This window comes from Pedobacter sp. GSP4 (genome assembly GCF_051857575.1).
Lineage (GTDB): Bacteria > Bacteroidota > Bacteroidia > Sphingobacteriales > Sphingobacteriaceae > Pedobacter.
In genome coordinates this window covers 247413-271852 of record NZ_JBPZIR010000001.1, presented here as the reverse complement: position 1 = coordinate 271852, position 24440 = coordinate 247413, and the positions used below count along the sequence as shown (strand labels likewise).

The following is a 24440-nucleotide window of genomic DNA, read 5'->3' as shown; positions in this document are numbered from 1 at the left end:
TAAAATTAAGAATAAGTGTGAAAGGTTGTATAAAAGATGTTGATTTTTTGACATATGTCAAACTCGAATCACAAAAAAGTGTATAATATTGATTTACACACCCTTATTTATAATCATAATAAAAACAAACAACGCATTGACTGTCTTTTTATACAAAATATTGAAATTATTTTTTAAAGCCCTATCTTCATTATAAAAAAAGATATGGCTCAAAATAAGACCACCGAAAATGATTTAAGCGTATCCGATTTCTTAAACACAGTGGATGATGAAATCAAAAAAAGAGATTGTTTTACACTATCAACAATAATAGCCGAAACTACAGGCCTTAAGCCTAAAATGTGGGGCCACGCAATTGTTGGCTTTGGCAGTTACCACTATAAGTATGATAGTGGCCGCGAGGGAGATGCGCCGCTGATCGGTTTTTCGCCAAGAAAAGATGCCATTTCATTGTACCTGTCTTCTCAATTTAAAGACCGTGACACCCTACTTGCTAAATTTGGCAAGCACAAAGCCGCCAAAGCCTGCGTATATGTAAAAAAAATGAGCGACATAGATACGGCAGTACTGAAAGAAATGATTGTTAATTCTGTAGCGCATATTAGCAGTTTATACCCATAGGAATGAAATGTGGATGAGGGAAAATGGATTATGGAATAGCATAATTGCCAAATGTAGCACTACACCTGTTTTATCTTTGTGCCTCCATGTCTTTGTGCTTAGCTTACAGCAAATGGCTTTTAATAGCTACAGATGCACAGATTAACACGGAATATTTAAATGCCTTTGCTCGTTATGCGAATAACCATTGCGTTCTTCGCGGTTAAATGGCATAAGTGGAATAAAATATTCTCCTCAAACATGTAAATAAGAAGTTACGCTACAATAGCTTAAATTTTGCAATATTTGATTATTCCCTAATCGAACAAACTTACCGGAAATGATTAAAAAACTACACCTCTATTTATTAATAGCGGGCGCTTGTGTTTCGCTTAATGCGGCTGCGCAGGATGCTGTAAGCTACCAAACCCCACCAAAAGAAATTGCCGATTTATTGCTTGCAAAGCCTACACCAGGCGTTAGTATAGATGGTAAAGCGGAATGGATCTTGTTTAGCGAACGGAATTCTTACCCATCTGTAGAAGAACTGGCTATGCCCGAATATAGAATTGCTGGCTTAAGGCTAAACCCGAACAATTATTCGCCAAGCAGGCAAACGTATATCAATAATTTTAGCCTCAAGAATATAAAATCCAATCAAACCTTTCAGGTAACAGGCTTACCAACGCCTTTGTATGCCAGTAATATCAGTTGGAATCCATCCGAAAACAAAATTGCCTTTACCAATACCACCCAAAAAGGTGTAGATCTTTATGTGATTGATCTGGCTACAAAAAAAGCCACCAAAACAAATAAAGCTTTTTTAAATGTTGTTTTGGGCAGTGGCATTACCTGGTTAAACGATCATACCATTATTTACCGCACGGTTACCAAACCTGCAAGTGCTGCACCTAGCAAACCTTTAATGCCAAAAGGACCAACTATTCAGCAAAATTTAGGGAAGACTGCACCGAGCGCAACTTATCAGGATTTAATTAAATCTCCTTTTGATGAGCAGTTGTTCGAATTCTTTGCCACTTCCCAATTGGTTAAAAATACTGCAGGAGTAGAAACACCAATCGGAAAGCCCGCCATTTACGGCTCAGTAAGCCTATCACCTGATAAAAATTATATGCTGGTTGAAACCATCCGCAAACCTTTTTCCTATTTGGTTTCGGCTTATGGCTTTCCATCAACAGTAACCATTACCGATTTAACAGGCAAAGCCATTAAGGTTATTGCCGAGCTACCTTCATCAGAAGGTACGCCATCAGGTTACGATAATACGCAGAATATTGCCCGTGGTTTCGATTGGCGCGATGATGAACCTGCCACACTGGTTTGGAGTAAGCCATTAGATAGCGGTTTGATTAAAAAAGATGTGCCTTTTCATGATGCTGTTTATGCGTTAAGTGCGCCCTTTACCGGAACTGAAAAAGAACTGTTTAAAACCCAAACCCGTTACCGTGGCGTACAATGGGGCGATGCAAACCTTGCTTTGATTATGGAGGGCTTGCGCAGTAAACAAACCAGCAAAGTAAGCCGTTACAACCCTTCAACGGGAGCAGTAGAAGAATTGTACAGCCGTAACCAAACCGACGCCTATGGAAACCCAGGCTTACCGGTTACCGCCAAGAACAAATATGGCCGCCAGGTAATCAAAACAATAGATAACGGCACCAAATTACTAATGAACAATACTGTTGGTTCATCAGAAAAAGGAGATTTGCCTTTCTTGGCAAAATTCGATCTGGCTACCAAAAAGAATGAAATTATCTGGCGTAGTGCCGAAGGTACTTTCGAATATGTGACTGATGTAATTGATCCTGACAAACTGGTTTTACTTACCCGTAAAGAAAGCCAGAAATTGGTTCCGAACTATTTTATCAAAAACCTGGGTCTCCGCGTTGCCGATAGGCCGATTACCAATTTTACCAACCCATATCCTTCTTTAGAGGGCATTACCAAAGAAAAAATTGCCTACAAGCGTGCAGATGGAGTTGATTTAACGGGCGATTTATACTTACCAAAAGGATACAATAAAGATAAGGACGGTCCATTGCCAACACTAATCTGGGCTTACCCGCGCGAATTTAATTCGGCCGCCGATGCTGCGCAGATCCGTGGATCGAAAGATAAATTTACTACTATTAGCTGGGCCTCACCTATTTTTTGGGTAACCCGCGGTTATGCTGTTTTAGATAATGCCGAGATGCCTATTGTAGCCAAAGATGGCAAAAAACCAAACGATACCTTTGTAGCTCAGTTACAGTTAAATGCAGAAGCCGCAATTAACAAATTAGCCGATTTGGGTGTGGGTGATAAAAAACGTATGGCTGTTGGCGGTCATAGTTATGGTGCGTTTATGACGGCTAATTTATTGGCCCACACCAATCTTTTCGCGGCAGGAATTGCCCGTAGTGGTGCATATAACCGTACTTTAACCCCTTTTGGTTTCCAAAATGAAGAACGTACCTACTGGCAGGTGCCTCAATTATATTACGAAATGAGTCCTTTTAGTTATGCAGATAAAATTAAAACACCTATTTTGTTAATTCATGGCGATTCTGACGATAACCCTGGTACTTTCCCTATTAATAGTGAGCGTTTGTTCAATGCCATTAAAGGTGCAGGTGGTACTACCCGTTTTGTATTTTTACCATACGAAGCCCACAGTTATCGAGGCAAAGAAAACCTATTGCATATGCTTTGGGAGCAAGACCAATGGTTGGAAAAATACGTAAAAAATAAAAAATAAAATTTCTCTCTACCTTTATCGATTAAAGTGCCTCCATTCGGGGCACTTTTTTTGTCTGTGATTTTAGGTAAAACAATCGAATATACCGACCATTAAATAAGTTAAGGTAGTTAAGAAAATCCCAGCCTACTTAATGTCATTAATCCCTTAATGGTAAAAAACAATCGAATATCATGACCATTAAGAAGTTAAGATAGTTTAGAAAATCCCAGTCTACTTAATGTCCTTAATCCCTTAATGGTAAAAAACAATCGAATATTACCGACCATTAAAGAAGTTAAGAAAATCTCAGCCAAACTTAATGTCCTTAATCCCTTAATGGTAAAAAACAATTGAATGTCACGACCATTAAAGAAGTTAAGAAAATCTCAGCCAAACTTAATGTCCTTAATCCCTTAATGGTAAAAAACAATTGAATGTCACGACCATTAAGAACTTATGATAGTTAAGAAAATCCCAGCCTACTTAATGTCATTAATCCCTTAATGGTAAAAAACAATCGAATATCATGACCATTAAGAAGTTAAGATAGTTTAGAAAATCCCAGTCTACTTAATGTCCTTAATCCCTTAATGGTAAAAAACAATCGAATATTACCGACCATTAAAGAAGTTAAGAAAATCTCAGCCAAACTTAATGTCCTTAATCCCTTAATAATCAAACACAATTGAAATACTTCACAATAACACTTACATTTATCTTATAAAATTGAACATTACCTTTATTTATTTGTTTAGCCGTTATGGATTACATTGACTATTATAAAATCCTCGATTTAAAAAAAGACGCGAGCACTGAGGATATCAAAAAAGCCTATAGAAAATTAGCCCGGAAGCATCATCCAGATCTTAATCCCAACAATGAAGAGGCTAACAAGAAGTTTCAGCAGATTAATGAAGCCAATGAAGTTTTAAGTGACCCCGAGAAAAGGAAAAAGTACGATAAGTATGGTAAAGATTGGCAGCATGCCGATCAGCTCGATGCACAACAGCAGCAGCAAAGGCAGTATCAATCGCAGGGCGGTGGTTATGGAGGCGGCGGTTATTCTGGAGGTTTTGGCGGTGATGATTTTTCTGATTTCTTTTCCTCCATGTTTGGCGGCGGCGGCAGAAGCAGTAGAAATTCGCCATTTAAAGGGCAGGATTACAACGCAGATTTACAGCTCAATTTGTTAGACGCCTACACCACACACAAGCAAACTTTAACGGTAAACGGCAAGCAGGTCCGCATCACTATTCCGGCAGGGGTAGAAAACGGTCAAAAAATTAAATTATCTGGCTATGGTGCACCAGGAGTTAACAATGGTCCTCCGGGCGATCTGTTTATCAAGTTTAACATTACCGACCATCCTAAATTTAAGCGGAAAGGCAACGACATCTATATTCAGGAAGATATAGATTTATATACGGCCATATTGGGTGGCGATAGGATTATTGAAACCCTAAATGGAAAAGTGAAGCTAAAAGTACCCGAAGGTACCCAGCCCGATACCACCTTAAGGTTAAAAGGCAAGGGCTTTCCTATCTATAAAAAAGAAAACCATTTTGGCGACTTATACATTAAATGGCAGGTTAGCTTACCTACCCAATTAAATGCGGAGCAAAAAGAACTATTCGAAAAACTCTCTAAACTTTAAACATCATGGAAAACAATCTTATCCCTGTTGAAGCCATATGCGCTTACCATCATGTCGAAATTAAGTTTATCCAATCTCTCGAAGATTTTGGCTTAATCCAAACTACTGTTAAAAAGAAATCGGCCTTCTTGCCCATAGATGAGTTGAATAAACTAGAACTGTACCTGCGCTTGGCACACGATCTTGAGATTAACCTCGAGGGTATCCACGCTGTTTCCCATCTGCTAAATCAAGTGCAGCACATGCAGGATAAAATAATTTCCCTACAAAACGAACTCAATTATTACAAGCAGCTTAACCAGCACCATTAATCAATCGTTTGTGCACAATTTTGCACTAAAAGTGAAAACAAAAACACAACCTTTTTAAGATTAGTTTCTTAAATTGGCACACTAATTTGAAAAAAATGAGCGAATTGTCTTCAAAATTCATCGAAAAAATAAAATCATCCTATGCCCCTACGGGTTCATACATTTATTTGGGCGCCGGAATTTTAGATGGGCAAGTTTACAGCGAAGCTGAAGTTAATTTATCATTAAAGATGATGAACCGCCACGGCCTAATTGCTGGAGCAACCGGAACTGGTAAAACACGTACACTGCAGTTATTGGCAGAACAGTTATCAGATGCCGGCGTACCTGTTTTTATGTTAGATGTTAAAGGCGATTTATCGGGCTTAAACCAGCCTGGGGCAGTTAACCCAAAGATAGAAGAAAGGGCCAAACAACTCAATAAACCTTTTTCACCAAGCGGCTTTCCCATCGAAATTTATTCACTTTCGGGTAAAATGGGTGCACAGATGCGGGCAACGGTATTGGAATTTGGACCAACACTTTTAGCTAAAATATTAGATTTAAACGATACACAGGCAGGTGTGCTGGCGGTTATTTTTAAATATGCCGACGACAATAAAATGCCGATAATCGATTTAAACGATTTAAAAAAGCTGGTTTCCTACTTATCCGAAGGAGCAGGTGCAGCAGAAATAAAAAGCAGTTATGGCAGTATTTCTACCGCTACATCGGGCACGATATTAAGAAAAATTGTAGCGATAGAACAACAGGGACTTGGTGGTATGTTCGGGGAAAAATCTTTTGATATTGAAGATCTTTTCGAGCGTGTAGATGGTAAAGGCACCATTAGTTTGCTCAACATTGCCGACGTTCAAAACCAACCCGTATTATATTCTACTTTTTTATTGAGCCTTTTGGCCGAACTGTTTAACACCATGCCAGAAGTTGGCGATCTGGACAAACCAAAACTCGTTTTCTTCTTTGATGAAGCACATTTATTGTTCAAAAATTCGTCTAAAGCATTTTTAGAACAGATAGAAACCATTATCAGGCTAATCCGCTCAAAAGGTGTTGGCGTTTTCTTTTGCACGCAGGCACCAACAGATGTGCCCGAGAGTGTTTTAGGACAACTGGGTAACCGTGTTCAGCATGCGTTGAGGGCATTTACACCTAATGATGTTGATGCCTTGAAAAAAACTGTTAACACATATCCAAAATCAGATTTTTACGAAATAGATAAAATACTTACTTCTTTAGGTACTGGCCAGGCTTTGGTTACCGTATTGAATGAGAAAGGTATCCCTACAGAAGTTTCAGCCACCATGCTTACCCCGCCAAGGGCAGTTATGGGACCACTTACTCCGGCTGATTTTGATCAGGTAGTACACGCCAGTCAGGTTTATGCCAAATACAAAGACCCTATTGACCCGGAAAGTGCTTACGATATTTTAACCAAACGCATTAATGAACAAACTGCAGCCGTAGAGCAGCAGAAACAGGAAGCAGAGGCTCAAAAACAAGCAGAACAGGAAAGTAGGCCTAAACCAGGCGAAAAAAGTTTGGTTGAACAGGTGATGGGTGCAACCATTACCCGTCAAATAGGTAAAGAGATTGTCCGTGGTATTTTTGGCATGCTTACCGGAAAGAAAACGCGATCGAAAACGGGCGGCGGTTTATTTGGATTTTAACTAATAAGAAAATGAAATATCTAATCATTATGCTCTCGCTCTGTTCTGTTGCTGTTCATGCCCAGTTTGTAAGTGAACGCCTTGGGGATATGCGGGGTGCCCCATTAAGAGAAATCAAATACGAAAATGTAAGTGGCACTCCATACCTGTTGGATTTTTGGTCTAAAGGAAATGTAACCACTAAATCTGGTAAACGTTATGCCGATCTGCAGCTTAAATATGATATCATGGGCGATCAGCTCATTTACCAAGATGCAGGCGGAAATCCTATGTATTTCGTTGATCCCCTTTCTGCATTCGAAATCACAACTGTGGATTCATCTGCCAATTATAAATTCATTAACGGGCTTCCAGCAATCGATGGGCTAAACCAAGCTTCATTTTTTCAGTTAATTGCCACAGGAAAATTAACACTTTTGAAAAGGGTTTATAAAAAGATTACCGAAAGTAAAGAATATGGCTCTGCAACCGTCGACAAATCTTTTAATACCTATAGTGGCTATTACGTTTTGCAGAATAGTGCATTATCCAAAATAAGCATCAATAAAAAATCACTGCTTGGCCTTGCTCCAGATAAAGAAAAAGAAATAACAGATTACTTAAAAAAAGAAAAAATTGAACTTAAAGAAGACAAAGATTTATCAAAGTTCTTCGCTTACTTAAATAAACAATAAAATTAAAACAAAAGCCATTTTTAGTTAAATCAAATGGCTATTACTATTTTCGCACAATGAACCCAACATGGTTAAAACACTGTTTAAATTATCAAGGTTCTCACAAATAAAAAATAATAAACAATAGATGAAACCTACCCTATTAATATTGGCTGCAGGTATGGCAAGCCGCTATGGAAGTATGAAACAGATCGATGGTTTTGGTCCGAATGGCGAAACCATTATCGATTATTCAATATATGATGCAATTAATGCCGGTTTTGGCAAAGTTGTATTCATTATCAAAGAAGAGTTTGTAGATAATTTTAAAGCCATTTTTGAACCAAAGTTAGCTGGAAGGATTGAAACAGAATATGTTTTTCAAAATTTCGACCTTAAACAATTTGGCATCGAAGAAGAAATATACAGAGAGAAACCTTGGGGTACTGCGCACGCCATCCTTTCGGGCAGAAATGTAATTAAAGAGCCATTCTGTGTAATTAACGCTGATGATTATTATGGTTATGATGCGTTTAAGAAAATGGTCGATTTCTTGACTACTGAAGTAACAGATAGCAACTACTCAATCATCGGTTACGAGATTGGTAAAACCTTATCAGAATTCGGAGCTGTTTCTAGAGGTGTTTGTAAGGTAGACAGTGCCGGCAATCTAGAAGAAATTGTAGAGCGTACAAAAGTTTACCCAAAAGATGGAAGTATTTTCTACGAAGAAAACGGAGAGGAATTCCCTCTAAGTTTCGAAACTCCGGTATCGATGAATTTCTGGGGCTTTACGCCGGCAGTTTTTAAAATTACCGAAGAACTGTTCAGAGAATTTGCAGAAGCAAATAAAGATAAACCTAAGGCAGAATTCTTTATTCCATTAATTGGCGAAAACCTGGTAAAAAGCAATACAGCAACGTTCAAAGTAGTACCTACTTCAAACAAATGGTTTGGTGTAACTTACAAAGAAGATAAACCTTATGTTCAGGACAGTATAGACCAATTGGTTAAAAACGGAACATATCCTGAAAAACTATGGAACTAAATTTAGACTCCGAAGTTTTAAAAGCCTACGGATACGCTAAAGAAAATACCAAAATTACACAAATAGGTACGGGTTTAATTAACCGTACTTATTTGCTTTCGCCCCTGGCCGAAGAGCAGAAATACATTCTTCAAAACATTAATACTTCGGTTTTTAAATCGCCACAAGCTATTGCCAACAACCTCAGGGCAATTGCTGATTATCTTGCCTTTACCTACCCCGATTATCTCTTTATCAAGCCTGTTTCTACCTTAAATGGCGAAGAAATGGCGCACCTACATGATGAGTACTGGCGCATGCTTCCTTTTGTAGCCAACACCATCTCTTTGGATGTACTGGCCGATCCGAAGCAAGCTTATGAAGCAGCTAAACAATTTGGCAAACTCAGCAGGCTACTGGATAACTTTAATGCAAAAACACTGCAGCCCACTATTCCCGGCTTTCATGATCTGGGATTAAGGTATGAACAGTTTATGCTGGCACTAAATCAAGCTACATTAACTTTAAAAGAAACGGCTCAGGCGCAGATTGAAGATGCACTGGCACATAAGTATATTTTAGATTATTACAACGCTTACAGCCACAGTAACGATTTTCCTGACCGGGTGATGCACCACGATACCAAAATCAGCAATGTATTATTGGATGGAGAAACAAATGAAGGCATTTGTGTAATTGATCTGGATACCATTATGCCGGGCAAATTTATTTCAGACCTTGGTGATATGATGCGTACTTATTTATGTGCTTTTTCTGAAAATGAAACCGATTTAGCACTGATTAAAATTCGTTTACCTTATTTCGAAGCGATGATAAAGGGCTATTTATCTGAAATGAAAAGCATTTTAACTGAAACAGAAAAAGAGCTGATCTTATTTTCGGGCAAGTACATTATTTACATGCAGGCCCTGCGCTTTTTAACCGACTTTTTAAGCGGCAATAATTATTATCCTACAAATTACCCTTCACAAAATCTTGACCGCGCTAAAAATCAATTTAAGCTACTTCACGAATTATCAGTAAACCAAAAAGAACTGCAGGATATTATTGAGGAGAATCTGGTTTAGAGCTTCAATAAATCTTATGTTTAAAAACCTAATTACCCAACACAATCGTCATGCTGAATTTATTTCAGCATCTTTCATGCATGATAACCCCTGAAACAACCCAAAAGCTATCGGATCAGGGTAACGTCCACTTCAATCAAAAAGTTGGTTTAAGCCGCATATAAGAAAGGTTATAAGTTAACCCTATCGCTATTTATGCCTGGCCAAAAGCACAGTTCCTCCTCCATAAACACGACAGCAGCGACAGCCCCCACCCGATTTTTGATCGGGATCATCAGGGCTATAGCGAATGGCGGGACTGCAGTTCCAGAAAAGTATAGGACCGTTCGTTTTCAAAAAAAACAAATGTCATCTCAGACCTCGCAGGTTTTTAAAACCTGCGAGGTCTAGCATAAAAAAAGCGTTCCGATGTAAAAATCGGAACGCTTTTTATTTTATAACCCCAAGACTCTCGACCCAGGATTGAAGACTTATTTCTCTTCTTTCACTTCTTCAAAATCAACATCGGTAACGTTATCGCCACCACCTTGAGGCTGACCATCTGCTTGTGGTTGTTCGCCACCTTGAGGCTGACCGCCATCTTTGTACATTTCTTCTGAAGCCACATTCCATGCCGACTGCAATTCTGCAGAAGCTGCATCGATATCAGCAAAGTTACGAGATGAGTGAGCTGCTTTTAATTTCTCTAAACCAGCTTCAATTGGGGCTTTTTTATCAGCAGATAATTTATCACCAAACTCTTTTAACTGTTTCTCTGTTGAGAAGATTAAAGCATCAGCTCCGTTAATTTTATCAGCTTCTTCTTTTTGCTTAGCATCATCTGCTGCATTAGCTTCAGCTTCTTCTTTCATTTTTTTGATCTCAGCATCAGTTAAACCTGAAGATGCTTCGATACGGATTTTTTGCTCTTTACCTGTAGCTTTATCTTTAGCACTTACGTGTAAAATACCATTAGCATCAATATCAAAAGATACTTCTACCTGAGGCACACCGCGAGGTGCTGGTGGAATACCATCTAAAATGAAACGGCCAATTGTACGGTTCTGACCAGCCATTGGGCGCTCACCTTGTAAAATGTGGATTTCTACTGAAGGCTGGTTATCAGCTGCAGTTGAGAAAGTTTCAGATTTTTTGGTTGGTATAGTTGTGTTCGACTCGATTAATTTAGTCATTACACCACCCATAGTTTCGATACCTAATGATAAAGGCGTAACATCTAATAACAATACGTCTTTCACATCACCGGTTAACACACCACCTTGGATAGCTGCACCAATTGCAACAACCTCATCAGGGTTAACACCTTTACTTGGCTCTTTACCGAAGAAAGCTTTAACAGCATCCTGAATTGCAGGAATACGTGTTGAACCACCAACTAAGATAATTTCATCGATATCACTTGTGCTTAAACCAGCATTTTTCAAAGCAGATCTACAAGGATCGATGGTACGTTTGATTAAGCTATCAGCCAGTTGCTCAAATTTAGCACGTGATAATGTACGTACCAAGTGTTTAGGGCCGCTAGCATCAGCAGTAATGTATGGTAAGTTAATTTCAGTAGAAGTTGTGCTTGATAACTCGATTTTAGCTTTCTCAGCAGCTTCTTTTAAACGTTGTAAAGCCATTGGATCTTTAGAAAGGTCCATGCTGTTTTCTGATTTAAACTCTTCAGTTAACCAATCGATAATGATGTGGTCAAAGTCATCACCACCTAAGTGTGTATCACCGTCAGTAGATTTTACCTCAAAAACGCCATCACCCAATTCCAATACAGAAACGTCATGTGTACCACCACCACAGTCAAACACAACAATTTTCATGTCTTTGTGTGCTTTATCTAAACCGTAAGCTAAAGCAGCTGCAGTTGGCTCGTTAATGATACGTTTTACAGTTAAACCTGCAATTTCGCCTGCTTCTTTAGTAGCCTGACGTTGTGCATCGTTAAAATAAGCTGGTACAGTAATTACTGCTTCTGTAACTTCTTGACCCAAGAAATCTTCAGCAGTTTTTTTCATTTTTTGTAGAATCATGGCAGAAATCTCTTGTGGAGTATATTTTCTGTCGTCGATTTCTACACGTGGTGTATTGTTATCACCTTTAACCACTTTATAAGGTACACGCCCAGCTTCTTTCGCACTTTCGTCGTAGCTGTTACCCATAAAGCGTTTAATCGAATATATCGTTTTTGTTGGGTTGGTTATAGCCTGACGTTTAGCAGGCTCGCCAACCTTACGCTCACCGTTTTCTGCAAAAGCAACAATAGACGGTGTAGTACGTTTACCCTCACTGTTTGCGATAACTACAGGCTCGTTGCCCTCCATTACGCTTACGCAAGAGTTTGTTGTTCCTAAGTCTATTCCAATAATTTTTCCCATTGTATTTTTAATTTCTCTTTTTAAAGTATTATAATTTCTACTCCTATTAAACAATGCTTGTGCCAATTGGTTTTTGGCAGAAAATATGGGTAAAAGACTGATAAAATGTAAAAAAAGGAGTTATCGTTTACTGACAGCATGACAGAAAGGGAAGGAAAATGTAGGATGGCAGATGGATGAGGGGACGATCAAAGACTAAAGCAGAAAGACTAAAGTAAAAAAGCCAAAGATCAAAGCGGGACGAATGCCTTAAAATAATTTGAAAATGAATGTCAGTAGTGCTTCGGGAGCAGCAGCCCCGCTATCCGCTTTACTTCGTTCCACTCGTGCTCGCTCCTATCCGGGTTTATTAACAGCGGCCAGTAAAAAAAATAACCCAAAGTTTTATATCTTTATTATAACATAAGTCAATCGGTGTAATCACCTAAATCATATAATCTTAAAAAATAATGCAGTTAGCAGCTCAAATTGTAGTCGGCTTAATAGCCTTGATCCATATTTATATTCTTTGGCTAGAAATGTTTGCCTGGACAACCAAGGCTCCGAAAGTGTTTAAAACCATCCCTAAAGATTTATTTGTACCCACCAAAACACTGGCCGCAAACCAAGGTTTGTACAACGGCTTTTTAGCAGCAGGCTTAATTTGGTCGCTGTGTATAAACGATCATCACTGGAAATTTTATGTAGCTATATTCTTTTTAACCTGCGTAATTATTGCCGGAATTTACGGCGCTGCAACAGCCAGTAAGAAAATTCTTTACGTGCAATCCATCCCGGCATTGGTAGCGTTAATTTTATTGCACTTATAAGTAACGCTATTAGTCGGTGTCACACCGGCCAAGCCCCCTCCCAACATTAATTATTTATGCAAAGGTTATTTGCTCTTCTCATCTTATTCACGCTCTTCGGGTTTAAGCCTGTTGCCAATAACAAAATAAGTGCGGATAAAATTAAGGATGCCTTAGCTTTCTGCAAGGAGAACAACATGGATACTTCAATCGCTATTATGGTTGATATGAGCATCCATTCAGGCAAAAACAGGCTTTTTGTTTACAATTTTAAGCAAGGAGCAATTATCATCGAAGGCTTGTGCGCCCACGGCGTTGGTGGCGGAAGTACGCCAACCCGGCCGGTTTTCAGCAATAAAGAAGGAAGTTATTGCACTTCGCTAGGGAAATATAAAGTTAAAGGCCGTGCCTATAGTAACTGGGGGATTAATATCCACTATAAAATGTACGGATTAGAAGAAACTAACAGCAATGCTTTTAAACGTATTGTGGTTTTACATTCCTACAGTCCTGTCCCCAATCATGAAATTTATCCGCAAACCTTATTTGGCCAAAGTGCCGGTTGCCCGGTTTTATCAGATGTTACCATGAGGAAAATAGATGCATTGCTCAAAACCAAAAAAAAGCCGGTATTGCTTTGGATTTATTCTTAGAAACCAACTAAACAAAGCGATCATCACCCTGAACTTGTTTCAGGGTCCCACATATTTTATAAATACATGATAGATGCTGAAATAAATTCAGCATGACGACTACATTAGAAAAACTATATTTCTAGCAGCCTCTCTAAATGATGGTAACCAATTCCGAAATAGGCCTTGCTTGCTTTAATCTTCTCTAAAATCTCTGCTTTTCGCTCTGCGCTTAGCGCTTTGCCCTTAACCCCCACAACAAGCACATTCTTTGGCGTATGCGCATCAGAAATGAATTCGAAAACCTTTGTTTTATAGCCAAAATATTCTAAAATCAGTGCTCGTATCCCATCCGTAACCATTTCTGCCTGGCGTTCTAAGAAAATGCCGTATTTCGTTAAAAAAGAAACATCATTCTTCACTTTGTGCTGTTCAATTTCCCTGCGGATCTGTTTATGGCAGCAAGGCGCAACAACAATCAATTCGGCATTGGCCTTAATGCCCTTAAAAATCGCGTCATCGGTGGCAGTATCGCAGGCATGTAGCGCAATTAATAAATTAACATCAGCAGCTTGGTAATCTTCAATCGTTCCCTGCACAAAATTTAATTTGCCGAAAGCAGATTTACCGGCAACCTGGTTGCATAGCTCAACCATATCGTGCCTATACTCTACGCCTACCACTTCCGTATCCAGTTTTAAAACCGAATGTAAGTAATCGTACAAAGCAAATGTTAAATATCCCTTTCCAGAGCCCATATCGGCAACCTTTTTTATGGTTCCTGCCGGCAGCTCTTTAATCAAGGCACTTAAAATTTCAATATAGTGGTTAATCTGGCGGAATTTATCCTGTGCATTTTTAAAAACCTTTCCTGCTTCATCGGTGATTTTCAGTTCGGTTAAATATGATTTAGCATCAGGCTTAATCAACCTGGCCTTTTCTTTATCGTGGCTTGCAGAAGGTGTTGCTGTAGTAGATGCTTTGATTTCCCTCAAAACAATTTTTCCATTGTTCAGCTCCTCCAAAATAAGATCTTTATCAGTGGTAAACAGGGTAGCTATTTTAAAACCATTTTCCAGATAAGCAACAATCAGCTCCGTAGCTTCATCAATAGCATAGTTTTTCACCACATCGCGGGTTTTATAGCGATAGGTAAAAGCCAGTTTCTCTTCACGCTTGATGATTACTTTGCGGATTAACAATTGCTTTAAGGCTTCCTCCTCCCCTTTATAGTTTCCTAAAGAAATCTTTACGAAAGTTTCGGTACCCAAACGCTCTTTTAAAGCGGCAATAAATTGGTTGATGTATTCTGACACTGGCATTGATTTGATTGCAAAGATAATCAAGTTTATCCGGAGCTGAACATTTAGCAAATAATGTAACAATAGAGAGACCATATTAAAGCTGATGGAAGAGGTGTGCAGGAAAAACGGAAAGAATTTACACTTCAAAAAGCGCTCGGGTTGCCTTAAACTAATTAATGACATAATACGATTTAGAGATATGCGTTTACCACATTATCTATATTGATTCCAAAGAAGCCGAACGCTTTTATTTAAAAAAATTAAGTTTTAGATTAGAGTATAAAAATAGCTAACCATATTTCATGAGTGACTTTCAGATAAAAAAATCGCCAACCGTTTACGATGCCATTGTTGTTGGCTCGGGTGCTGGTGGCGGGATGGCGGCGTATGTACTGGCGCACGCGGGCCAAAAGGTTTTAATGCTCGAAGCCGGTCAAAATTTCGATCCACGATTAGATTCACATCAATTGAAATGGCCTTGGGAATCGCCACGCCGTGGTGCAGGTACTGTGCGTCCGTTTGGCGATTTTGATGCTTCTTATGGTGGCTGGGAGCTAGAAGGCGAGCCCTACACCCAGAAGAACAAAAGCGAATTTGAATGGTTCCGTTCGCGGATGCTTGGTGGCCGTACGAACCACTGGGGAAGGATTTCGCTGAGAATGGGTCCTGAAGATTTTAAACCGAAAGATGGTTTAACCGATGCATGGCCGATTACCTATGCCGATGTAAAACCATTTTACGATAAAGTTGACCGCATGATCGGTATTTATGGAACAGCCGAGGGTTTGGAAAATGAACCGGATGGCATATTCATGAAACCGCCTAAGCCAAGGTTAAACGAACTTTTTATTAAAAAAGGAGCAGAAAAAGCCGGGGTAAAGGTGATTACAGGCCGTGGTTCGGTGCTTACCGAAGCTTTGCCCAATAACAACGACCGCGCACCTTGCTTTTACTGCGGCCAATGCGGCAGAAGCTGTAAAGTTTACGGCGATTTTTCTTCTTCTTCATGCCTGGTAAACCCAGCGGTAAAAACCGGCAATCTTACGGTAATTACCGATGCCATGGTACGAGAAGTGATTACCGATAAAGATGGTACCGCAAAAGGTGTTTCGTATGTAAACCGTAAAGATCTGCAAGAATACCAGGTAAATGGTAAACTGGTTATTTTGGGCGCCAGTGCCTGCGAATCGGCCCGTATATTATTAAATTCAAAATCTACCTCGCACCCAAACGGCCTGGCCAATAGCAGTGGTGTAGTTGGAAAATACCTTCACGATTCTACCGGAGCCAGCGTTTCGGGTTTTCTGCCGCAGTTAATGGATAGGAAACGTTATAACGAAGATGGCCTTGGCAGTGTGCACATTTATTCGCCTTGGTGGTTGGATAACCGTAAGCTCAACTTCCCTCGTGGCTATCATATAGAGTATTGGGGAGGAATGGGCATGCCAGCATATGGTTTTGGTGGCGGTGTAGCACAAATGAACGGTATGGTACCCGGAAGGGATGGCAAAATGAAAGAAGCTGGCGGTTACGGAAAATCGTTAAAAGATGATTACCGCCGTTTTTATGGCACTGGGGTTGGCATGGCCGGCCGCGGTACAGCAATTGCCCGAGAAAGCAACTATTGCGAAATAGATCCGAATACGGTTGATAAATATGGTATCCCCGTTTTAAGGTTTAACTATAAGTGGGACAAAGATGAAATTCTGCAGGCTAAACACATGCAAGAAACTTTCCTTTCCATTATGAAAGAAATGGGCGCAGTAGTTACCTCCGAAATTCAAGGTGCCGATACCAATTATGGCTTACTCAATCCGGGTAAAATTATCCACGAAGTAGGTACCATAAGAATGGGCGATGACCCTAAAAAATCGGCATTGAATAAATATTGCCAGGCACACGATTGTAAAAACCTATTCGTGGTTGATGCAGGGCCTTTTGTTCAGCAGGGTGATAAAAATGCCACCTGGACCATTTTAGCACTTTCTATGCGTACCGCCGAATATATTTTAGCTCAAAAGAAAAAACAAAACATTTAACATGAACAGACGTGATTCCATAAAAGCATTAGGTTTAACGGCAATCAGTACAACTGTACTTTTAGATGCCTGTAAACAACCTGAAACAAAAACTGAAGCTGTTGCACCAGAAGAAACGGCAAAAGAAGCTGGAAGAGAGCAGTGGGAACTAGACCGCGATAAAAACTTAAAATCGGAGACCTTTTTCACTAAACATGAAATGGCTACCATTACGGTTTTGGCCGATATCATTATCCCTAAAGATGATGTTTCAGGCAGCGCATCTGATGCCAAAGTTCCCGAATTTATCGAGTTTATCGTAAAAGATATTCCTGAGCATAAGGTGCCGATGCGCGGTGGTCTTAAATGGCTGGATGTATATTGTTTCAATAAATTTCAAAAATCATTTGTAGAGGCATCAGCCGAGCAGCAGATTTCGATTGTGGATGAAATTGCTTACCCGAAAAAAGCCAGACCAGAAATGCAGGCAGGTGTAACCTTTTTCAACAGGATGAGAAATTTAACCGCATCGGGCTTTTACACAACAGAAATGGGCGTGAAAGACATTGGCTACGTAGGCAACACACCAAACCAATGGGCCGGTGTTCCAGCCGATGTACTGAAACAGTACGGCATGGAAAATGTAAAGGTATAATATAAAAAGAACCGTCATCTCGACCGAAACGCAGTGAAGCGTAGAACCACGCAGTGCTCAGCGAAGCTAAATCTAACTTGAAACAGATTTCTTGGGATCAACAAAAAATAGGTGTGGGTTTAAACCCACACCTATTTTTTTGTACCATCGTCCCGATTAATCGGGATGAACGAGCTGATCGATTGTATCGATCTTGATAAAGAAACGCATTACAAATGTGTAGGTTCATAATCCCCGTTGAGACAGAGGACTATGGTTTAGGATGATTAAAACAAACCGTCATTTCGACTTCGCTGTGCTACGCTCGAAATGACGGTAACATATTATCGAGATTACTCCACAATCAAAATCAAACCTTTTCCTTTTTCAATTGGTACCGATTTTCCTTCTGGGTAACTTCCTGCGGTTTGGAATTTATCAATTGCTGGGGCCGTAATTTTAACTTTACTGCCATCTAAGCCCAATTTGGTCCAATCGATGTTTAAATTAACCTTAACGTCGCCCTCTGCCCAGCTGGCTAGGGCAATCATTGTTTTTCCCTGTTTTTTATAAACGGTTGCCAATACCTTAGGATTGTCAGTTTTAACCGGACAGTTTTCGCTCCAGTAACCGATCATTTCAGATCCCTTTATGCCAAAATTATCCCAAGCTTTCCACAATGGTTTCGGGTCGCTCTTATCCGACCAGCCTAAACGGCTTGTCATACCGTAGATCATTCCGCGCCATGGGTTTCCATCATCCTCCAACATCTCTCCCATCAGGCCAAAAGGAATTCCACTAACTTCCGTTAAAAAGAAATCTGGGTTATTTTTTTGGTAATCGAAATATTCGCCAAACCATAAACGGTTAAGGTATGGAAAATGCTCAAGGTATAAAATGGCACTATTGTTAAAGCCATCGCTCTTATTGTACTGATTGGCAGAGTGCAGATCAATAATTCCCGGATGGTTGTTCTGCGTTAATACCCTTTTAATCCTTTTCATGGTTACACGGTCGAAGGCTACATCATCCAGATACACACCATCAATGCCCACATTGTTTACCAACCAGTTCATACCTTCTACGTAGTAATTGTGCCAACGGTTCATTCCGCTGTTAATTACAGCTGCATCCTTAATTTCGGGTACAAACCAGGCCGCAATGTAATTAGAATCCAAATGTTCCTGCAACCAGCTAAAGCCACCACCTTTACCTGGAGAATATACCTCAGTACCCAAACTTCTTAAAGCAGGCCATTCGTAAGCATGGTTAGAAAGTTCACGCACGGTATTGTAAATTTTCACTTTTAACCCTTTTGAGTGTGCATCACCAATATAACCTTTCATCTTTTTCCACTCAATAAATGGATAATTGATCCAAGGGTTAATCGGTGTAGCATGGTGAATATTCACTACCGTTGCCCCTTTTGCTTTAATCGAATCTAAATCACCGTATTTATGATAAAAACGGTTATCCCATTGAAATTCGGTATTGATTAAGTGGAAAGGTGTAATCAGCAGGTTGAAATTATAATAAAGCACCTCGCCTTTTTTCATACTCCTTGATCCGGTAAAATTATCGGCCAGCATCGAGCTGCCTTTCACGTTGATCTGGATTCCACCCTTATCTCCATTTCCCCACGATTTAGGCAACAATAAAGGCTTCTGAAGGTAAAAATTGGTATTAAGCGGGCGAACGTACTGCTCGTCTCTTAAGTTGTAATAGAGGCCTGCATTTACATTTCCTATCCAAACAGCATCCTGGTTTTTATTGGCTACATCCCATTTCCACTTAACAGTATCGGGTCTAATTCCTCCTTTTTCGCCCAGGCCCATTAAATACTTGGTAGAGCCTTTATCAAATGGAATATGAAAATCAACATTGCTAAAATCTACATCTTTTAACGCCGTTACTTTAACCGTATAGTGTACATAACCATCAAATTCTAAAGCCCCTTCAACATCCATTTTTATATTTTCGGAAGTGTTGGTTGCAGTCCATTTTACCGTTCCTGCTTCCTTGCTTGTAATTTGAAAATTGGCCGGAACAAATTTCTCTTGTGTTTTAGGCGTATTAAAAAAGTGAAAGTGAATGGGTTCAGCTAAAATATTGTTGGGCTTATCACTGTAAGCGGTCATCTCTGCATTGAAAAATGTTTGGATCTGCTTAGGAAAACCGTCCGTATTAATTTCGAACTTCCTACCTAATAGTGAAATCACATTTCCATCAACTGTTAGGGGAGTATAAGGTGCCACAACCGTGTTAGACTGCGCTAAGGTAGAATTTAACCAGGTTAGGCGGGTCTGTTTATTTGGTGTTCCAACACCCGCATCAGCTAAAATTTCATTTCCAACAGTAATTTTGACATCGATTATTTTAGATTTTCCGTTGGCCTTCACTGTAAATTTGCCACTATAAATACCTGCAGCAGTGCTTTTTGGTATATTAACGGTAATCCACATGGGCTGTATCTTACCAGAAACTACGTTAACGGTTTCAACCAATGCTTTGTTATCGTAACTTGTTCCATTTGTATTTAAACAGTTGATAAATTGCGATGAAATTACTTTACCATTCGCTGTTTTTAAGTCGCCAAAGCTAACCGTTACATTTTTGAGGTCCTTTAGTGCAAATACTCCCAATTGAAAAGCATAGTTTTCGCCCTTACTGGCCGTGCCGGTAAAAGTGCTTATCGCTCCTTTTTGTATCCAACGGTAAGGCAGGTCGTTTTGCATCTTGATCGGGTATATCCTGTCTTCAGGAAAAACGATAAAAGCTTCTGAAGCATATTTAGCTTTAATTGCCGCCGTTTCCTGCGCGGTAGCAATTACTTCCATTGGGTAAAATGAATTAAAAGCATCAATAGATTGAATTTCCAGTACAGCAGCATTTACTTTAACCTGCTTTGCCTTCGCTAACCAGTCCTGATTTACCTGTTTAGGTTTTAGATAAACTCCCTTGGGGTAGTTGCTTCTACCTTCGTTTTTATAAGCAAGATAATAGATGTAATATTTCCCGGGCCCTATAGCTTCAAAATAAACATCAGCACTTTCTCTCGTCAGTTGATCAGTGCCAAAAACAGGAATATTTTTACCACTGGCATCCTGAACAATAATTGCTTTTGCTTCAGGGTGTTCATCCCGCCTGCGCCAATTTATTTTAGCATGTGCAATTTTGCCGGTACCAGTATACTGAACAGCAACCCTGTGGTTACCCAAAGAATCTGCATTCCAAGCATTCTTACCATCGTTATATTTTATTGTTTGCGCGTGAAGAGATAACTGCCACAGTAAACAGGACAGTAGAAAAAGCCTAAATTTCATTTTTAATTTGTTTTAGGCTAATTTATAGATACCTAGCTAAAAAAATACTATGTAATGAAAAAATGAGACAAACGTTTGCTTTTGTTGGTTGATTAGTTCATTGGGCATTCGTTTATTGGTTAATTCCTATAATGCGTTGTCATTCTGAGCGCTGCGAAAAATCATTTTCTTATTGACGCTTAAATTCGAATACCTAAAAATCATTATAATTGGGGTCTACCTTTTTGTTGAATTCAGTGTTCTATAGCTTATAGATTCTTCACTACGTTCAGAATGACAGGCACACAAAAAAAGTCCTGCTCTTTCGAACAGGACTTTCCAAATCTTAAGGTGAATAAATTATTCTCCTTTTGGTTCTTCAGTAGCTGGAGCTTCTTCAGCAGGAGCAGCTTCTTCAGCAACTTCAACTTTCGCTTCAGCAGCTTTTTTAGGAGCAGCAGCAGTTTTGCTTCTACCACGACGAGTTGTTTTCTTCTCTTCTTTAGCTTCTACATCTTTACCATAAACTTCGTTATAATCTACCAATTCAATTAAAGCCATCTCAGCGTTATCACCTTGACGATTGTTTAATTTAATGATACGAGTGTAACCACCTGGACGGTTTGCAACTTTCTCAGCCACTTCGCGGAATAAGATTGTTACTACTTCTTTATCTTGTAAATAAGCAAATACTGTACGACGTGAGTGAGTGGTATCATTTTTTGATTTAGTGATAATTGGCTCAACATAAGTACGTAAAGCTTTAGCTTTTGCTAAAGTTGTAGTAATTCTTTTTGCTTTAATAAGTGAAGTAGCCATGTTAGCTAACATCGCTTTTCTGTGGCTGTCGGTTCTGCCTAAGTGATTAACTTTTTTACCGTGTCTCATTGTTCTTTGATTAAGTGTATACCGTCTCTGTCTCAGAGGGAATTATACACTGTTAAATAATAGTTTATTTAACGCTTAGCGCATGGCGCCATGCGCTTATTCTTCGTCTAATTTAAATTTAGACAGGTTCATACCAAATGATAAACCTTTTGATTTTACCAGTTCTTGGATCTCTGTTAAAGATTTTTTACCGAAGTTTCTGAATTTTAACATATCAGCAACATCGTAAGAAACTAAATCTGCCAAAGTACGGATATCAGCAGCTTTTAAGCAGTTTAATGCCCTAACTGAAAGATCCATATCTACCAATTCAGTTTTAAGGATTTTACGCATGTGTAAAATTTCCTCATCAACTTCTTTAGTTTCTTCTTTAGCCTGAGATTCTAATACCAAATTCTCATCAGAGAACAGCATAAAGTGTTGGATAAGGATCTTAGCCGCCTCTTTTAATGCTTCTTCTGGATGGATTGAACCGTCAGTAGAGATATCTAAAACCAATTTTTCATAATCCGTTTTTTGCTCAACACGAAAGTTTTCGATCGTGTATTTTACATTTTTCATCGGAGTATAAATCGAATCGATTGCAATAACGCCTACAACAGCATCAGCAACTTTATTTTCTTCAGCAGGTACATAACCACGTCCTTTATTGATGGTTAATTCTACTTCCAAAGTAACAGATTTATCCATATTGCAGATTACGTGCTCAGGGTTTAAAACTGTAAAGTTGTTAGAGAATTTAGTGATATCGCCAGCTTTAAACTGATCTTGACCATTAACGATGATGAAAACTTTTTCAGAATCACCTGAATCACCAGTTTTCTTAAAACGAACTTGTTTTAAGTTTAAGATAATATCAGTTAAATCTTCTACAACACCTTTCATGGTAGAAAACTCATGAGAAACGCCTGAAAAACGAATAGTAGTAATAGCATAACCTTCTAACGAAGAAAGTAAAATTCTTCTTAAGGCATTACCAATTGTTACACCGAAACCGGGCTCTAAAGGACGAAATTCAAATGTGCCATCGAAATCGGTTGATTTCTGCATGATCACTTTGTCTGGTTTCTGAAATGCTAAAATTGCCATTTATATTTTTTTAAATTCGTTATTGAATATATAGTAACATGAAAAAAGTTAATTACCCTTTGGAGGTAATTAACTAAATTATTTATTACTTTGAGTATAACTCGATGATTAAGTTTTCCTTGATGTTTTCAGGAATCTCATCACGTTGTGGGTAGGTTAAGAATTTACCAGTTAATTCACTAGCATTCCACTCTAACCAAGCAAATTTGTTAATTGTTCTGCCTGCAACTGAGTTACTAATTGATTCTAAAGATTTAGATTTTTCACGAACAGCAACCACATCGCCAGCTTTTAACTGATATGAAGGGATATTTACAACTTCACCATTCACGGTTACGTGTTTATGGCTAACTAACTGGCGTGCACCAGAACGGGTTGTTGCAATACCTAAACGGTAAACTGTGTTATCTAAACGTGCTTCTAATAACTGAAGTAAGTTATCACCGGTAATACCAGCACGAGAAGATGCTTTTTTAAACAAGTTACTGAACTGTTTTTCTAATACACCATAAGTATATTTTACTTTTTGCTTCTCCATTAACTGGATTGCATATTCAGATTGTTTTCCTCTTCTTTTTGATGAGCCGTGTTGCCCAGGAGGATAATTTTTTCTGTCTAACACCTTATCAGGACCGAAGATTGGTTCTCTGAATTTACGGGCGATTTTTGATTTTGGGCCTGTATATCTTGCCATTTTTTTCTGTTTTTAAAGTATCATCCAACCTGTAGCTGGAGATTCTTAGCTTTAAAATTAATTAAACTCTTCTCTTTTTAGGAGGACGACATCCGTTGTGAGGAAGTGGAGTAATATCTTTGATAGATGTTACTTCGATACCTGCTACTTGCAAAGTTCTGATTGCAGATTCACGACCTGAACCTGGACCTTTTACAAATACTTCAACTTTACGTAAACCTAAATCAAACGCAACTTTACCGCAATCTGAAGCTGCTTGACCAGCTGCATACGGCGTGTTCTTTTTAGAACCTTTAAAGCCCATTTTACCAGCAGACGACCATGAAATGGTTTGTCCGTTGTTGTTTGTTAAGGTAACGATGATGTTGTTGAAGGTAGCATTGATATGCGCCTGACCAACAGGCTCAATTACAACGATACGTTTTTTTGTTACTTTTTTACTCTTAGCCATGTTTTTTATTACTGAATGAGAGAATGTTTGATTGAGTGAATGAGAGAATGGGATTCATTCAATATTCAATCATTCTAAATTCAATCATTTATTTACTACTTAGTAGCTTTTTTCTTGTTAGCAACTGTTTTTCTCTTACCCTTACGAGTACGTGAGTTGTTTTTAGTACGCTGACCACGAGAAGGTAAACCTTTTCTGTGACGTAAACCGCGGTAACAACCAATATCCATTAAACGTTTGATGTTTAACTGAACCTCTGAACGTAAAGCACCTTCTACTTTAATTTCATCGTTGATCATTGTACGGATTGCTGATAACTCATCATCAGACCAGTCTTGTACTTTTTTGTTCAAATCGATACCTGCAGTAGTTAAAATACGTTGTGCAGTTGTTCTACCAATTCCGTAGATATAGGTTAAACCGATCTCTCCTCTTTTGTTTCTTGGTAAATCAATACCTGAAATCCTTGCCATATTTATTTATGTTTTGAAGTAAGTCCGAACGGCGGGCCACCGTTGTACG

At 39.0% G+C, this 24440-nt stretch carries 20 protein-coding genes; 12 read left to right on the top strand and 8 right to left on the bottom strand.

Going from position 1 to position 24440, the window contains the following annotated elements; all coding sequences use genetic code 11:
* Window positions 1-204 precede the first annotated feature (204 nt).
* The 8 genes from ACS5PU_RS01105 to ACS5PU_RS01070 all read left to right on the top strand — a co-directional run bounded on the left by ACS5PU_RS01105 (window position 205) and on the right by ACS5PU_RS01070 (window position 9743).
* Window positions 205-621: a DUF1801 domain-containing protein gene (locus ACS5PU_RS01105; protein WP_439457421.1), complete on the top strand. Its 417-nt coding sequence runs from the start codon at window positions 205-207 to the stop codon at window positions 619-621.
* Window positions 622-940: 319 nt separating this feature from the next.
* On the top strand, window positions 941-3358 hold the full coding sequence (locus ACS5PU_RS01100; protein WP_439457420.1) for a prolyl oligopeptidase family serine peptidase: 2418 nt from the start codon (window positions 941-943) through the stop codon (window positions 3356-3358).
* A 742-nt stretch (window positions 3359-4100) separates the two neighbouring features.
* A complete protein-coding gene (locus ACS5PU_RS01095; RefSeq protein ID WP_439457419.1) occupies window positions 4101-4994 on the top strand; it encodes a DnaJ C-terminal domain-containing protein in 894 nt (297 codons plus the stop codon).
* A 5-nt stretch (window positions 4995-4999) separates the two neighbouring features.
* Window positions 5000-5305: a chaperone modulator CbpM gene (locus ACS5PU_RS01090; protein ID WP_439457418.1), complete on the top strand. Its 306-nt coding sequence runs from the start codon at window positions 5000-5002 to the stop codon at window positions 5303-5305.
* A gap of 95 nt (window positions 5306-5400) precedes the next feature.
* The gene (locus ACS5PU_RS01085) at window positions 5401-6975 is read left to right on the top strand and encodes a helicase HerA-like domain-containing protein (protein WP_439457417.1); all 1575 of its coding nucleotides are present in this window, start codon (window positions 5401-5403) and stop codon (window positions 6973-6975) included.
* A gap of 11 nt (window positions 6976-6986) precedes the next feature.
* Window positions 6987-7649 carry a hypothetical protein gene (locus ACS5PU_RS01080; RefSeq protein ID WP_439457416.1) on the top strand — a complete coding sequence of 221 codons (663 nt, stop codon included), beginning with the start codon at window positions 6987-6989 and terminating at the stop codon, window positions 7647-7649.
* 127 nt (window positions 7650-7776) lie between these two features.
* Window positions 7777-8676 (top strand): nucleotidyltransferase family protein, encoded by a 900-nt coding sequence (locus tag ACS5PU_RS01075; RefSeq protein ID WP_439457415.1) that lies wholly within the window; start codon window positions 7777-7779, stop codon window positions 8674-8676.
* Window positions 8667-9743 (top strand): phosphotransferase enzyme family protein, encoded by a 1077-nt coding sequence (locus tag ACS5PU_RS01070; protein ID WP_439457414.1) that lies wholly within the window; start codon window positions 8667-8669, stop codon window positions 9741-9743. Before ACS5PU_RS01075 ends, ACS5PU_RS01070 begins: the two co-directional genes overlap by 10 nt.
* A gap of 470 nt (window positions 9744-10213) precedes the next feature.
* On the opposite strand, the gene dnaK is transcribed toward ACS5PU_RS01070, so the two are convergent.
* The gene (dnaK, locus tag ACS5PU_RS01065; RefSeq protein WP_439457413.1) at window positions 10214-12118 is read right to left on the bottom strand and encodes a molecular chaperone DnaK; all 1905 of its coding nucleotides are present in this window, start codon (window positions 12116-12118) and stop codon (window positions 10214-10216) included.
* 449 nt (window positions 12119-12567) lie between these two features.
* Between dnaK and ACS5PU_RS01060 the strand changes: the two genes are divergently transcribed.
* On the top strand, window positions 12568-12927 hold the full coding sequence (locus ACS5PU_RS01060; RefSeq protein WP_439457412.1) for a DUF1304 domain-containing protein: 360 nt from the start codon (window positions 12568-12570) through the stop codon (window positions 12925-12927).
* Window positions 12928-12983: 56 nt separating this feature from the next.
* Window positions 12984-13559, top strand: a complete 576-nt coding sequence (locus tag ACS5PU_RS01055) for a murein L,D-transpeptidase catalytic domain-containing protein (RefSeq protein WP_439457411.1) — start codon at window positions 12984-12986, stop codon at window positions 13557-13559.
* A 113-nt stretch (window positions 13560-13672) separates the two neighbouring features.
* On the opposite strand, the gene ACS5PU_RS01050 is transcribed toward ACS5PU_RS01055, so the two are convergent.
* A complete protein-coding gene (locus tag ACS5PU_RS01050) occupies window positions 13673-14860 on the bottom strand; it encodes a class I SAM-dependent methyltransferase (protein ID WP_439457410.1) in 1188 nt (395 codons plus the stop codon).
* Window positions 14861-15144: 284 nt separating this feature from the next.
* On the opposite strand from ACS5PU_RS01050, the gene ACS5PU_RS01045 reads away from it, so the two are divergent.
* Together ACS5PU_RS01045 and ACS5PU_RS01040 are read left to right on the top strand one after the other, a co-directional pair.
* Window positions 15145-16881: a GMC family oxidoreductase gene (locus tag ACS5PU_RS01045; RefSeq protein ID WP_439457409.1), complete on the top strand. Its 1737-nt coding sequence runs from the start codon at window positions 15145-15147 to the stop codon at window positions 16879-16881.
* 1 nt (window position 16882) lies between these two features.
* The gene (locus ACS5PU_RS01040) at window positions 16883-17515 is read left to right on the top strand and encodes a gluconate 2-dehydrogenase subunit 3 family protein (protein WP_439457408.1); all 633 of its coding nucleotides are present in this window, start codon (window positions 16883-16885) and stop codon (window positions 17513-17515) included.
* Between the two features lie 332 nt (window positions 17516-17847).
* Here ACS5PU_RS01040 and ACS5PU_RS01035 read toward each other — a convergent pair whose 3' ends face one another.
* The 6 genes from ACS5PU_RS01035 to rpsM form a co-directional block, all read right to left on the bottom strand.
* Window positions 17848-20817 (bottom strand): glycoside hydrolase domain-containing protein, encoded by a 2970-nt coding sequence (locus ACS5PU_RS01035; RefSeq protein WP_439457407.1) that lies wholly within the window; start codon window positions 20815-20817, stop codon window positions 17848-17850.
* A gap of 339 nt (window positions 20818-21156) precedes the next feature.
* Window positions 21157-21684 carry a 50S ribosomal protein L17 gene (gene rplQ, locus ACS5PU_RS01030; protein WP_439457406.1) on the bottom strand — a complete coding sequence of 176 codons (528 nt, stop codon included), beginning with the start codon at window positions 21682-21684 and terminating at the stop codon, window positions 21157-21159.
* A 96-nt stretch (window positions 21685-21780) separates the two neighbouring features.
* Window positions 21781-22773, bottom strand: coding sequence for a DNA-directed RNA polymerase subunit alpha (locus ACS5PU_RS01025; RefSeq protein WP_025145205.1), 993 nt, complete (start codon window positions 22771-22773; stop codon window positions 21781-21783).
* An 85-nt stretch (window positions 22774-22858) separates the two neighbouring features.
* Window positions 22859-23467, bottom strand: coding sequence for a 30S ribosomal protein S4 (rpsD, locus tag ACS5PU_RS01020; RefSeq protein WP_109929312.1), 609 nt, complete (start codon window positions 23465-23467; stop codon window positions 22859-22861).
* Between the two features lie 61 nt (window positions 23468-23528).
* A complete protein-coding gene (gene rpsK / locus ACS5PU_RS01015; protein WP_010599885.1) occupies window positions 23529-23918 on the bottom strand; it encodes a 30S ribosomal protein S11 in 390 nt (129 codons plus the stop codon).
* Window positions 23919-24013: 95 nt separating this feature from the next.
* Window positions 24014-24391 carry a 30S ribosomal protein S13 gene (gene rpsM / locus ACS5PU_RS01010; RefSeq protein ID WP_010599886.1) on the bottom strand — a complete coding sequence of 126 codons (378 nt, stop codon included), beginning with the start codon at window positions 24389-24391 and terminating at the stop codon, window positions 24014-24016.
* Window positions 24392-24440: the final 49 nt, after the last annotated feature.